The organism is Kribbella sp. NPDC000426 (genome assembly GCF_040300265.1).
In the GTDB taxonomy this organism is placed as follows: domain Bacteria; phylum Actinomycetota; class Actinomycetes; order Propionibacteriales; family Kribbellaceae; genus Kribbella.
Genome location: NZ_JBEPDK010000007.1, coordinates 69347 through 81798 on the forward strand (window position 1 = coordinate 69347; position 12452 = coordinate 81798).

12 protein-coding genes and 1 riboswitch are annotated in these 12452 nt (G+C 69.3%); of the genes, 4 read left to right on the top strand and 8 right to left on the bottom strand.

Translation table 11 applies throughout. The annotated features are described in order from the left end of the window. Position 1: 1 nt before the first annotated feature. The 6 genes from pnuC to ABT313_RS31950 all read right to left on the bottom strand — a co-directional run bounded on the left by pnuC (position 2) and on the right by ABT313_RS31950 (position 7232). On the bottom strand, positions 2–676 hold the full coding sequence (pnuC, locus tag ABT313_RS31925) for a nicotinamide riboside transporter PnuC (RefSeq protein ID WP_350861492.1): 675 nt from the start codon (positions 674–676) through the stop codon (positions 2–4). Beyond that, positions 673–1278 (bottom strand): riboflavin synthase, encoded by a 606-nt coding sequence (locus ABT313_RS31930; protein WP_350861494.1) that lies wholly within the window; start codon positions 1276–1278, stop codon positions 673–675. Before ABT313_RS31930 ends, pnuC begins: the two co-directional genes overlap by 4 nt. After that, positions 1279–2289 carry a bifunctional diaminohydroxyphosphoribosylaminopyrimidine deaminase/5-amino-6-(5-phosphoribosylamino)uracil reductase RibD gene (gene ribD, locus ABT313_RS31935; protein WP_350862445.1) on the bottom strand — a complete coding sequence of 337 codons (1011 nt, stop codon included), beginning with the start codon at positions 2287–2289 and terminating at the stop codon, positions 1279–1281. Positions 2290–2441: 152 nt separating this feature from the next. Further along, a riboswitch (FMN riboswitch) is annotated at positions 2442–2573 on the bottom strand. A 58-nt stretch (positions 2574–2631) separates the two neighbouring features. Then, complete coding sequence (locus ABT313_RS31940) at positions 2632–3936, bottom strand: MFS transporter (protein ID WP_350861496.1); 1305 nt, start codon at positions 3934–3936, stop codon at positions 2632–2634. 48 nt (positions 3937–3984) lie between these two features. Continuing rightward, entirely contained in the window at positions 3985–5118 is a 1134-nt protein-coding gene (locus tag ABT313_RS31945) for a serine/threonine-protein kinase (protein ID WP_350861498.1), read from the bottom strand. Positions 5119–5219: 101 nt separating this feature from the next. Continuing rightward, entirely contained in the window at positions 5220–7232 is a 2013-nt protein-coding gene (locus tag ABT313_RS31950) for a vWA domain-containing protein (protein WP_350861500.1), read from the bottom strand. A 142-nt stretch (positions 7233–7374) separates the two neighbouring features. On the opposite strand from ABT313_RS31950, the gene ABT313_RS31955 reads away from it, so the two are divergent. From ABT313_RS31955 to ABT313_RS31965, 3 genes are all read left to right on the top strand, one after another. After that, positions 7375–8049: a DNA-binding protein gene (locus ABT313_RS31955; RefSeq protein WP_350861502.1), complete on the top strand. Its 675-nt coding sequence runs from the start codon at positions 7375–7377 to the stop codon at positions 8047–8049. A gap of 94 nt (positions 8050–8143) precedes the next feature. Next, a complete protein-coding gene (locus tag ABT313_RS31960) occupies positions 8144–8863 on the top strand; it encodes a polysaccharide deacetylase family protein (protein ID WP_350861504.1) in 720 nt (239 codons plus the stop codon). 115 nt (positions 8864–8978) lie between these two features. Then, positions 8979–9719 (top strand): polysaccharide deacetylase family protein, encoded by a 741-nt coding sequence (locus ABT313_RS31965; protein WP_350861506.1) that lies wholly within the window; start codon positions 8979–8981, stop codon positions 9717–9719. 9 nt (positions 9720–9728) lie between these two features. Here ABT313_RS31965 and ABT313_RS31970 read toward each other — a convergent pair whose 3' ends face one another. Continuing rightward, the gene (locus ABT313_RS31970; RefSeq protein ID WP_350862447.1) at positions 9729–10481 is read right to left on the bottom strand and encodes an HAD-IIA family hydrolase; all 753 of its coding nucleotides are present in this window, start codon (positions 10479–10481) and stop codon (positions 9729–9731) included. Positions 10482–10576: 95 nt separating this feature from the next. On the opposite strand from ABT313_RS31970, the gene ABT313_RS31975 reads away from it, so the two are divergent. Then, entirely contained in the window at positions 10577–11788 is a 1212-nt protein-coding gene (locus tag ABT313_RS31975; RefSeq protein WP_350861508.1) for an MFS transporter, read from the top strand. On the opposite strand, the gene rpe is transcribed toward ABT313_RS31975, so the two are convergent. Then, positions 11753–12418: a ribulose-phosphate 3-epimerase gene (gene rpe / locus ABT313_RS31980; protein WP_350861511.1), complete on the bottom strand. Its 666-nt coding sequence runs from the start codon at positions 12416–12418 to the stop codon at positions 11753–11755. The two genes, ABT313_RS31975 and rpe, sit on opposite strands and share 36 nt — an antisense overlap. Positions 12419–12452: the final 34 nt, after the last annotated feature.

Below are 12452 nucleotides of genomic sequence, written 5' to 3' on the forward strand. Positions count from 1 at the left end.
GTCAACCCACCACCACAGCTTCCGGAGTTTCGACCCGCTCGCGGTTCTGGATCTTCCACCACGACGCGAACCCGATCACACAGAACAGTCCGTAGACCACGTACATCGTCGCCGACGGATAGAACTTCGCCTGCACCAGCAGCGGTACGCCGACCACGTCGACCGCGACCCAGATCAGCCAGAACTCGACGAACCCCCGGGCCATCCCGTACGTCGCCAGGATCGAACCGGTCAGGATCCACGCGTCCCACTGCGGGCCCCACGAGCCCAGCTCGCGCAGTACGAAGTACGAGATCGCGTAGAGCACGACCGCGAGGCCGAGCAGCTCGATCCGCTCGCGCGCGGTCGCCCAGCGCGGCTGCACGCCCTTCGCCGCACCCTGGTGACGGGTCTGGTACCAGCGGTACCAGCCGTACAGGCTGATCAGCGCGAAGAACACCTGCCGGCCGGCCTGGCCCCACAGGTCCTTGTCCTGCGGGGTGTCGAAGATCCCGCCGACGAAGACCGTGAACAGCAGCACGTTGCCGACGATGCCGACCGGCCACGCCGCGACCAGCCGGCGCATGCCGAACAGCGCGCTGGCCAGACCGAACACGTTGCCGACGATCTCCCGGACCAGCACCGGCGAACCGGCAATGGTCACCTGGGAGTGCAACAGCCAGTCGATCGGGTTCACTTGTTGCCTCCAGCAATTAGTCTCTCGACGTACTTCGCGATCACGTCGACCTCGAGGTTGACCGTGTCGCCGACCTTGTTCCGCCCGAGAACGGTGAGCTCGAGCGTGGTGGGAATCAGGCTGATCCCGAACGTCGCCGTGGCGTCGTCGACATCGGTGACGGTCAGCGAGACCCCGTCGACCGCGATCGAGCCCTTCTCCGCGACGTACTTGAGGATCTCCGGCGTCGTCTTGATCCGGACGTCCTCCCAGTGCTCGCCGGGGGTGCGCGAGGCGATCGTGCCGGTGCCGTCGACGTGCCCCTGGACGATGTGGCCACCGAGCCGCGCGTGTGCGGTGACCGCGCGCTCCAGGTTGACCGGCGAGCCCTTCTCGAGGCCGCCGAGGCTGGTGCGCTGCAGCGTCTCGCGCATCACGTCCGCGGTGAACAGGCCGTCGCCGTACTCGACCACTGTCAGGCAGCAGCCGTTGACCGCGATCGAGTCGCCGTGGCCGGCGTCCCCGGTCACCTTCGGCCCGCGGATAGTCAGCCGCGCGGCGTCGCCGTCCAGCAGGTCCAGGGACTCGACCGTGCCGAGTTCTTCGATGATGCCGGTGAACATCTACTTTCCTCCCAGAGGAACCAGGGTCAGCCGGACGTCGTCTCCCAGCCGGGTGACGTCCGCTAGCTTGAACCGCCGCAGGTGGTCGATCGATTCCGCGCCGAGGTCGCCGACCGCGGCGAACCCGGAACCGAGCACGGCCGGGGCGACGTACGCGATGATCTGGTCGACCAGCCCGGCGCGTACGAACGCGGCGGCCAGCGTCGGGCCGCCCTCGAGCCACAGGTGCCGGATCTGCCGGTCGTCCAGCTGCCGCAGCACCTCGGCGGGGTCATGGGTCGGCAGCAGCAACGTCTCCGCGCGGTCGTTGCGGACCCGCGCGGTCTCCGGGATCTCCCGGTCGCCGACGACCACCCGCAGCGGCTGCCGCACCGCCGGTACGTCGTTCTCGTCGCGGACCGTGAGCTCGGGGTCGTCGTCGAGCACGGTCTGGGTGCCGACGGCGATCGCGTCGCACTCGGCCCGGTGCCGGTGGACGTCGGCGCGCGCGATCGGGCCGGTGATCCACTTGCTCGTCCGGTCCGGGGCCGCGGAGCGCCCGTCGAGCGTGGTCGCGAACTTCCAGGTGACGAACGGGCGACCCGTCCGCACGCTGTGCAGCCAGACGTGGTTGACCGCCTCGGCCTCGTCCCGCAGTACGCCCTCGACGACCTCGAGGTTCTTGCTGGCCAGCTTCTCGGCGCCGCCGGCCGCAGTCCGGTTCGGGTCCGGTACGGCGTACACGACCCGGGTGATCCCGGCCTCGATCAAGGCGTCGGCGCACGGGCCGGTCCGGCCGGTGTGGTTGCAGGGCTCGAGCGTGACGTACGCCGTACCGCCGCGGGCTCGCGCCCCGGCCATCCGGAGCGCCTCGACCTCGGCATGCGGGCCGCCGGCAACGGCGTGGAAGCCTTCACCGACAGGATGCCCGTCGGGGCCGGTGACGACACAACCGACCACCGGGTTGGGATGGGTGCTGCCGACACCTTTCGCGGCCAGTTCGACCGCACGCCGCATCCACGCGACATCCATCGGCGATGTGTTGCTCACTGCTCTTCCCTCGTCGTCACGGCCGCACTACCGGGGTCTCGTGACGACCGGCGACCACGCTCCGCCACCCGGGCTTCGCCGTACGCCGCCACCGCGCGCACGCCTCGACCGGACGTCAGAGCACACCCGCCGACCGCGTGCGCCTCCCATCCGGACTTTCACCGTCGGTCCCGGAATTCCACCAGGTCAACCAGCCGCCGAACTGCAGCGGCCGGGTCGCGGACTGTCACCGCCGGCTCGGAATTACACCGACCCCGGAGCACGCGAGTGGGTTCACTCGTGGTTCAAGTATGCCCCTCCCCGCAACCCGCACCACGACCCAGGTCACATCGTGGTCCGTTCCAGCTCCTGGGGCCGGGCCGGCGCGATCCGCCGGGTGAGGGCCAGGGCACCCGCTGCCACGGCGCACGCCGCCGCGACGGCGAGGACGAGCGGCCGGTACCCGAACGCGTCGGCCAGCCCCGCGCCGCCGAGCGGTCCGAGCGCCTTCGCGATCGTGGTCGGCGTACCCAGCATCCCGGCGATCGTGCCGAACCCGGCCGCGCCGTACCGCTCGAGCAGGATCGCCGGCGTCGCGACCGAAGAGACCCCGAACCCGAGCCCGAACAACACCAGACACCCGACCGCTCCCGCGACGTGCCGCCCGACAACCGGGAGCAGAGCGATCGCGACCGCCTGGATCGACAGGATCAACGCGGTGATAGTCGCCATCGGCAACCACCGCGCAGACACACTGGTCACCAGCCGCCCCGTCACCGACAACAACCCCAGCAATCCGGCCAGACTCGCGGCCCGCGCCGGCGGATGCCCCAAGCTGACCAGATACAACACAAGGTGCACGGCGATCACCGCCAGCGCCGCACTATGCACAACAAACGCTCCCGCCAACACCCAGAACCCCCCATCCCGAAGCACCCTCCTGGCCGACCTATCGGGAGCCTCGTCGGCAACGCGATCGGAGGAGCGGTTGGAGGCGGCTGCGCGCGGGCTTGGGCGGGCGGAGGCTCCACCGGCGGCGGTCGCGCGCGGAGGTGGGGGGCCGGGGTATACGGCGAGGAGGTGGAGGGGGATGGTGATTGCTGCGAGCGTGGCGGCGAGGATGATGAGCGCCGTACGCCAGCCGTGCGCGTGGGCGAGGTACCCGGTGAGCGGCAGGAAGATCGAGCTGGCCAGCCCGCCGACGAGCGTGATCGTGAGGATCGAGTTCGTCCGCTTGGCCGGCTCGGCGACGGCGACCACGACGGCGAACGCAGGCGGATACAACACCATCGCGCACGCAACGCCGATCACCACGAACACGGCGTACAACTGCACGACGTTCTGCACCTGCGACCACCCGAGTACAGCGACCGCAGCGAGCACCGAGCCGGTCGACATCAGCCCGCGCCCACCCCGCACATCCAGCCGCCGCCCGACCGGGATCGACATCAGCCCGCTCACGAGTACCGCGGTGGTCGACGCACCGACCGCCGTGGTGGTGGAGATCGACAGCTCCGCACTCATCGGCCCGAGCAACGCGCTGAACGCGTAGGTGAGTACGCCGTACCCAACCGTCGTCGTGATCGCCAGCGCCGCCACCATCAGGCGCACCTGGTCCCTCGTCGCCCGAGTAACCAGTGTCGACCCCATCACCGCAAGTATTTCACTTCCCACCCACCCCGTCCGGTGATTTACCACTCACCGAACCAGCAACCACACCGCACTCCCCAACAACCCCACCGCCCCGACAAAACACCCAACCGCAACCACCCACATCCCCCGCCCAGAACCCCGCGAGCGCTCAGGTGGCGCTGCGGGTTGGGGCGTAGGGGCTCGATGGCCCGCCGCTGTTTCGGGAGCCAGCTTGTTGGCTCCGGGCTCGGGGGATGCGGCGGCGCGTGCAGCCGCCGCGGGTCCCGGGGGCTGGGTGTGAGGTGGCCGGGCCGGTTGGTGGGAGCCGAGGTCCGGGGAGTTGCGGGTGCGGGGGCCTGTGGGGGTCCAGGTGGGTGGGAGGGGTGGGAGTTGGTTGAAGACCTCGGGGGTGTCGGGGGTATCCAGCCAGGGCTGGGTTGTGGGGGAAGGTACGGCGCCGGCTGCGGCCAGGAGGCGGCCGGCGGTGGTGGCGGAGTCGGGGCGGTCGGAGGGGTCCTTGGCTGTTAGGTGGCGGACGAAATCGGCGAGGGGCCCGTCGACGTGTGGGAGTTTGCCGTCTGTGCCGGGGCGTTCGCCGGTGAGGAGTTCGGCTGTTACGGCGCCGACGGCGTACAGGTCCTGGCGTGGGTCGGGATCGGCGCCGGCGAGCTGCTCGGGCGCGAGGTACCCGGGGGTTCCGAGGATCGTGCTGTGGCGGGTCATGCGTGGCTCGTCGAGGAGGCCCGCGACGCCGAAGTCCGACAGGCGCAGATGCGGCACCCCGGTACCAGTCGCGTCGAGCAGCAGGTTGGCCGGCTTCACATCCCGGTGTACGACGCGTGCCGCATGCACCGCGGACAGCCCGTGCAGCAGCTGGTCCACCAGCACAGCGGCGTACGACTCCGGCAACGCACCATGGTCGCCAAGCAGCGTTGCGACCGACCCGCCCTGAACCAGCTCCATCGCGAACACGACCTTGTCGTCGTCCGCGGCCCATCCGTGCGGAGCAACGACATGGGGATGCTCGATCCGCAACGACTGCTCCCGCACGAACCGCAGCAGCGTCGCCGCATCGTGCTGCCCCAGCACCTTCGCCGCCACGTACGCCGACCGACGCAGGTCCCACGCGCGCCAGACCGACCCCATGCCTCCGATCCCGACGAGGTCGATCAGCTGATACCGCCCGGCAAACGCCTCCACCCGCCAGAACCTACCGTCCCAACCGCCCACCCCCGAAGCACACCGCCCGGACCACCAAGCGGCGATCCGGCAGGCGCGCACCGAACTACCGGCGCAGTGGACTACCGGTGCGGAGGCTGTTGCGGCGGCTGACCGCCCTGGCCCGGGTACGGCGGCTGCCCGTGCCAGCCCCCGGCCGCAGGAGCAGGCTTCGCACGAAGCCGTAGTACCAGGAGGACTCCGATCAGCAGCAGAAGCAATCCCCCACCGCCGAGTCCCGCGATCAACCCGACCGGAGTCCCGTCGCCCGAATCCGCGCGACCCTGGACCGGACCGCCGGCCTCGGTCTTGCTCCCATCACCAGGCGTCTCGGACACGGAAGGCGTCGCAGTCGGCGTCGGCGTTATCGAGTCGCCCGACACCGGAGTGGCGCCGTCGACGTACGTCGGCTTGCCGGTGCCGGCCGTCCCCTCCAGGGCGACGGTCAGCGTCATCGGAATCGCGAACGCCTTGTCGTCGTCCTTCCGGGTCACCGAGAGCGCGATGTAGTACTCACCGGGCATCGCCGTGCCCTTGTCCATGGTGTTTGCGCCGTCGCGGTTGAGGTAGCGGATCTCCTTGGTCGTGTTCGCCTTGACGACCCCGTCCTTGGTCAACACCCCGCGCCGGCCGACGTTCCCCGGCACCTGCTTGGCGAACGTGGCGATCACGTCCTCGCCGAGCGGCGAGATCAGCCCCATGTCGAGGTACCGGATCCCGTCGATCGCCTTCGCGGTCGCGGCGCCGAGCTTCGGCACTGTCGCCTGCGCCTGGATGCGCTGACCCCAGTCGGCCTTGATCCGGTACAGCTGCACCTCGCCCGGCATCAGCGTCGTCTTGAAGCTGCCCGGGGTGATGAGCGGCGCATCGGCGAAGCTCGAGCCGGGAACGATCGCCTGCGGCGTGACACCCGGCATCGGTGTCCAGGTCGGGTCATCGGCTTCGGGCGGCAGCTGAGTGGTCGATTCCACCGGCGGCTCCTCGTCCACACGCAACTCGTACGGAACACCCTTCATCTCGCGGAAGGCGTCACCGGCGGAGACAGTCAGCACCAGCTGGTCGTCGGTCGAGCAGCCCTTGGGATAGTCACCGGTCCAGCTGGAGGCGGCACCGGTCGCGACGCCCTGATCCCCGTCGAACGCGAGCGGATAGCTCCAACCGCAGTTCTCACCACCGATGGTCTTCAGGAAGACCTCAGCCTTGAGCACGAAGCTGCCGCCCGAGGGCCGCCGGAAGCTGACTCCGGCGCGCAGGGTCGACTTCGCCATCGTCCGCTTGAGCAGGTAGTACTTCGCGGTCTGGTCGTTGACGAAGGTGTCCGAGTAGTGGCCCGGGGCAAGGGTCGGCGCGCCCTCCTGCTGCGGTCCGCCCTGCACTGGCGTCCCGGAGATGCGGAACGGGCGGAACGCTCGCGTGGACAGGCGATCCAGACCGGCCTCGAGGTCGATCGTCGAGTCGGCGTCGTAGTAGTCGCCGCGGCCCTCACGGGCGACGCACTGCAGCTGGGTGCGCGCCTTCCCGGCCACCCGGAACCCGACCACGTCGATCTTCAGATCGATGCCCTGCTTGGCGATCGACTGCGCCACCACACAGGGGTCCGGCGCGCAGGTGGCCTCACCGTCGGAGACCAGCACGATGGTGCGCTGGCCGACCGGCCCGAGATCCTTGGCGGCCTGCTGCAGCGCATAGCCGATCGGAGTCTCGCCGTACGGCTTGTACTTCGCGATCGCGGCCTGCAACTGGGGCCGGTTGTTCGTGCCGATCGGGACGGTCAGCTGGGTGTCCGTGCAGGCGCCGGGCTGGGTCCGCTTGAACACGGTCGCGCCGTACACCCTCAGGCCGACCTCTGCGGCGGTCGGGAGCTTGGTCACCACCTGGGTCAGGGCAGTCCGAGCCGCAGCGATCTTCGTCTGCCCGTCGCCGGCCGGCTCCTGCATCGAGCCGGACGAGTCGAGCACCAGGACGAGCTTGCCCCCGGACGGCGCCGGGTCGGCCAGCGCGGAGCCGGTGGTCAGGCCGGCCAGCACCGCGGTCAGTGTGATGGCGAGGAGCGCCCACACCGCGGGGCGGCGGCGGTGTCCCTGGTGAGTCGTCATCGTTTCCTCCAGTGAGATTCGCTGCCGCAAACCTTCACAGTTTGCGATTGCAAATGTCAAGTCGATCTCCACTGGAAATCTCGGTTCGCAGGTGCGAAGATGTTTGCAATCGCGATGCGGTGGCCGGTGGAAGGGCAGATCAATGGACCAGACAGCGCTCAACATCCAGCAGCAGATCGAGCTGTACGGCGAGCCGCTCGGAGAGACTGTACGACGCGTCCTGGGTCCCCTCGGGCTGACTCAGGGCGGGCTGGCGGAGTTGATCGGGCTGTCCGCGCCGATGCTGTCCCAGCTGGTGAGCGCGCAGCGGGTGAAGATCGGCAACCCGGCGGTGATGTCTCGGCTGCGCGCCGCGTCGGAGCTGGCCGACCTGGTGATCAGCAACGAGATCCTGGAGAGCGACCTCCCGGACGCGGTGCACCGGATCCGGGCGACGAACGGCGCGCTGACCACCTCCGGGCCGACCACGCGACCGCCGGCCCACGGCGGCAACCTGGTGTATGCGACACCGCCGTACGCCACGCCGCCGGGGCTCGGAGCTCAGCCGCCAGGTGCCACCGGGGTGAATGTTGCATCCGGCACGCAATCTGCCTGGCCCACCGCCGCTGCAATGCCACCTCACGACGGCGCCGTCCCGGCGCGGACCGTCGTCCGGGCGATCCAGGATCTGCTGCGCGAGGTCGCATCCACCGACGAGCTCCAGCGAGCAGCCGCCGCCATCGCCACAGAGTCACCGTCCCTGGCCGAGTTACTCCTTGCCTACGGCACCGGCCGGACCGCGGACGCTCTGGCCCACTACGAACAGCATCACGGCTGAGCAGGTAACACCCGCCCTGGCCTAAATGGTTGCCGAGGGCCACTATGGAGACGGGCCCGACAGCCGGGTCGACCATGGCTGGGGGATGGTTATGGTGAGAGATCTTCGGTTGATGATCTCGGCGGCGCTCACCGTCGGGCTGACAGCGATGCTGGGCCTGGCGGTGAGCACCGAGCCACCATCCGCCACCGCCACTACTGCCACCACGGCTGCGGCCGCACAAGTCGCTGCGCCGAGGCAGGCGGCGAAGCCGAAGTGGGTCTACCTGACGTTCGACGACGGACCGAGCGCGCGCTACACCGCGCAGATCCTGAAGATCCTTCAGGCCTACCACGTGCGGGCGACCTTCTTCGAGCTCGGCCAGAACGTCAAGCGGTACCCGGCCGTCACCCGCCGGGTCGATCAACTCGGCCACAGCGTGCAGAACCACTCCTGGTCGCACCCGAACCTCACCAAGGTCAACTGGTCCACCTTCAAGTACCAGGTCCGCACGACCGACCGTTACCTCCTGGCACAGACCGGTTACACCCCGCGCTGTCTGCGACCGCCGTACGGCGCGACGAACCGGGTGGTCGCGAAACGAGCCGCCATGCTCGGCAAGAAGCTCACGCTGTGGACCGTCGATCCGGCCGATTGGAGCCGCCCGGGTACGTCGGTGATCGTCCGCCGCGTGCTGGCGAAGGTGCGGAGTGGCTCCGTGGTCCTGATGCACGACGGCGGCGGCAACCGAAGCCAGACCGTCGCCGCGCTGCCGAAGATCCTGAAGGCGCTCAAGGCCAGGGGCTACCTGTTCTACCCGTTGTGGTGTCACTAGCCGGCGTCCGGTATTCGTTACTCGTTGACGCGGCAGCGGCGTGGGCGCTGGCTTTCGCCGGGATCCTGCCCAGGGTGGACGGGAGGAGTGAGCCACCCACCGCCCTGGGGGACGCATGGATGTTCGCTTGACGCGCGCCGGGAACCGGATGATCGGTCTGGCGATGATGATGCTGGTGAGCGCGGTGATCGGCTCGGTCGTGGTCGCGGCCGCGAAGTCACCCGCCAAACCGGCGACGCCTGACCCGCCCGCCGCGGCGCCGGCAGCGGCCGCACCGACCAAGACTCCGCTACCTACCAAGTACGTCGTGCTGACGTTCGACGACGGCCCCGATGCCGAGTACACCCCGAAGGTGCTCGACATCCTGGCGAAGTACGACGCGAAGGCGACGTTCTTCGAGGTCGGCCAGAACGTCCGGAAGCATCCCGAGCTGACCAAGCGCATCCACGCCGCCGGCCATAGCGTGGAGAACCACACCTGGACGCACGCCGACCTGCGCAAACTCAGCGCGGCCGCGTTCCGGCAGCAAGTCGTGTCGACGGACCAGGTGATCCGCGCGCAGATCGGAAGTACGCCGGGGTGCCTGCGACCGCCGTACGGCGGGGTGAGCGCCGCCGTCCGTCAACGAGCGAAGGCGCTGGGCAAGGACCTCGTCGTGTGGACCGTCGACTCGCGCGACTGGACCAAGCCCGGTACGACGGCCATCGTCCAGCGCGTGATCAAGAACGTCCACAGCGGCTCGGTGATCCTGATGCACGACGGCGGCGGCAACCGCAGTCAGACCGTCGCCGCGCTGCCGGCCATCCTCAAGACGCTGAAGGCGCAGGGGTACGGGTTCCGCACCTTGACCTGCTAGTCCCTCGCACTAGGACAGCGCGCTCACCAGCGGTACGACGTCGGCGATCGACTCGACGATGCGGGTCGGGCGGTACGGGAACCGCTCGACCTCGTGCTCCCCGGTCGAACCGGACAGCACGAGCACGCTGCGCAGGCCCGCCTCGAGTCCGCTGATGATGTCGGTGTCCATCCGGTCGCCGATCATCACGCTGGTTTCGGAGTGCGCCTCGATCCGGTTCAGTGCACTGCGCATCATCAGCGGGTTCGGCTTGCCGACGAAGTACGGCGCGACGCCGGTCGCCCGCGTGATCAGCGCGGCCACCGAACCGGTCGCGGGCAGCGGACCCTCCTGCGACGGGCCGGTCGGGTCCGGGTTGGTCGCGAGGAACCGCGCGCCGTCGGTGATCAGCCGGATCGCCTTGGTGATCGCCTCGAACGAGTACGTCCGGGTCTCGCCGAGAACGACGTAGTCGGGATCGCGCTCGGTCAGCACGTACCCGATCTCGTGCAGCGCGGTCGTCAGACCCGCCTCACCGATCACGTACGCCGTCCCGCCCGGACGCTGGTCGTCGAGGAACTGCGCGGTGGCGAGCGCGCTGGTCCAGATCGCGGCCTCCGGGATGTCGATGCCCGCGGCAAGCAGCCGGGCACGGAGGTCGCGCGGCGTGAAGATCGAGTTGTTGGTGAGGACGAGGAACTTCTTGCCGGACGCCTCCAGCGCGGCGATGAACTCGCCGGCGCCGGGGATCGCGCGCTCCTCGTGCACCAGCACGCCGTCCATGTCCGTCAGCCAGCTCTCGACCGGTTTGTGCTCGCTCACCGGCTCATCGTAGTGGCCGGACGGAATCTGTCGGTGGAGGCCGCAAGAATGCGGGCATGGAGTGGTCCGGGTACCGAGAGTTGTGGCGAACGCACGGCGTGATGTCGCTGCTGTTGGCTTCGTTGCTCGCTCGGCTGCCCGTGCTCGCGACGATGGTGCCGATCGCCTTCCTGGCGAAGGACGCGAGTGGCTCGTTCCGCTGGGCCGGTGTGGTCGCCGGGGCGTACTCGGTGGGTATGGCGATTGCCGGGCCGGTCTGGTCGCGGGCCGCTGATCGTCGCGGGCCTCGGGGCGTGTTGCTGGTGACCGGGATCGCGTGGAGTGTGGCGCTGCTCGCGATCGCGTTGTTGCCGGCCGGGCTGCATCGGTTGCTGCCTGTGTTCACGGTTGTCGCGGGTGCGGTGGTGCCTCCGGTGATGCAGACGTTGCGGGCAGCCTGGCCCCGGGTGGTGCAGGGCCCGGCACTGCGGACGGCGTACTCCGTGGATGCGACGGCGCAAGAGTTGCTGTTCATGGTCGGGCCGATGCTCGGGGCAACTGCTGTGAGCGTGGCCAGTCCGCGGCTCGGTGTGCTGCTCGCGGCGGCGATGTCAGCGGTCTTCATCTGGTGGTATGCGCTTCGACAACCCGAGCCGGTCCCCCACGATCACCAGACCAAGGTGACCGCGCGGCAGTTGCTGTGGCATCGGCATCGGTTGCCGTTGATCCTTGCATTCGGCCTGTGGGTGACATCGTTCAACGGGATCTCACTGGGCATCGTCGCGTTTGCGGACGAGCACGGTCAGCGGCTGATCGCCGGGATCTTCGAGGCCGTCTGGGCGTTCGGCAGCCTCGTCGGCGGTGCCGTCGCGGGCGCGTTGCCCGGTCGACGTACGTCGTACCTGTGGCGGCGGGCCGCTCTGGTGTCGGCCGGGATGCTGCTGTGCGTGTTCGCGACCTGGTCGTCGGTGTCGTTGGGGATCGCGTTGCTGTTGTCCGGGCTGACGTTGGCGCCGGCGATCGGCGCGCTGTACGAGCGGCTCGGTGCGTTGACGCCGGATGTGGCGCGGACCGAGGTGTTCGGCTGGATGGGCAGCGCGGCGATGGGCGGTGCGGCAATCGGAGCCGCGGTGTCGGGTGCGGTGATCGAGGGGTTGGGCGTGCGCTATGTGTGGCTGCTGGCCGCCGTGCTCGCCGCCGCCTCGGTGGTGTTGCTGCTCCGAGTGCCGCCGGACCGGCACCCGGAGGCGGAGCTATCGGCCGGTGGACTGCTCGGCGAGGGTGCGTAGGTTCTCGACCATCGCGTTGGGGTCGTCGGCGGCGTAGACGGCCGAGCCGGCCACGAACACGTCGGCGCCGGCCTCGGCGCACTGCTCGATGGTGTCGGCTGCGACACCGCCGTCGATCTCGATCCACAGGTCGAGGCCGTGCTTGTCCAGCAGTTGGCGGGTACGGCGGATCTTGGGTACGCAGACGTCGAGGAACTTCTGGCCGCCGAAGCCGGGCTCGACGGTCATGATCAGGATCATGTCGAGCTCGGGCAGCAGGTCCTCGTACGGCTCGATCGCCGTCGCCGGCCTGAGCGCCATCGCGGCCCGCGCTCCCTTGGCCCGGATCTCCCGCGCGGTCCGGATCGGCGCCCGGCAGGCCTCGATGTGGAACGTGACGCTCGAAGCGCCCGCCTCGACGTACCCGGGTGCCCAGCGGTCCGGGTCCTCGATCATCAGGTGACAGTCGAGCGGCATGTCGGTCGCCTTCGCGAGCGACTCGACCACCGGCATACCGAGCGTCAGATTCGGCACGAAGTGGTTGTCCATCACGTCGACATGCAGCCAGTCCGCGTTGGACACCGCGGCAGCCTCATCGGCCAGCCGGGCAAAGTCGGCAGCCAGAATGCTCGGCGCGATCTGAATCCCCATGGCGCCAATCTATCGACCCACCCACCGGCCCGCT

What these genes read in the sequence shown, in the direction of transcription:
- ABT313_RS31950 (WP_350861500.1), bottom strand. Translation starts at nt 7,232, where the DNA reads ATGACGACTCACCAGGGACACCGCCGCCGCCCCGCGGTGTGGGCGCTC.
- ABT313_RS31965 (WP_350861506.1), top strand. Translation starts at nt 8,979, where the DNA reads ATGGATGTTCGCTTGACGCGCGCCGGGAACCGGATGATCGGTCTGGCG.
- rpe (WP_350861511.1), bottom strand. Translation starts at nt 12,418, where the DNA reads ATGGGGATTCAGATCGCGCCGAGCATTCTGGCTGCCGACTTTGCCCGG.
- ribD (WP_350862445.1), bottom strand. Translation starts at nt 2,289, where the DNA reads ATGGATGTCGCGTGGATGCGGCGTGCGGTCGAACTGGCCGCGAAAGGT.
- ABT313_RS31970 (WP_350862447.1), bottom strand. Translation starts at nt 10,481, where the DNA reads ATGGACGGCGTGCTGGTGCACGAGGAGCGCGCGATCCCCGGCGCCGGC.
- ABT313_RS31975 (WP_350861508.1), top strand. Translation starts at nt 10,577, where the DNA reads ATGGAGTGGTCCGGGTACCGAGAGTTGTGGCGAACGCACGGCGTGATG.
- ABT313_RS31930 (WP_350861494.1), bottom strand. Translation starts at nt 1,278, where the DNA reads ATGTTCACCGGCATCATCGAAGAACTCGGCACGGTCGAGTCCCTGGAC.
- ABT313_RS31940 (WP_350861496.1), bottom strand. Translation starts at nt 3,936, where the DNA reads ATGGGGTCGACACTGGTTACTCGGGCGACGAGGGACCAGGTGCGCCTG.
- ABT313_RS31955 (WP_350861502.1), top strand. Translation starts at nt 7,375, where the DNA reads ATGGACCAGACAGCGCTCAACATCCAGCAGCAGATCGAGCTGTACGGC.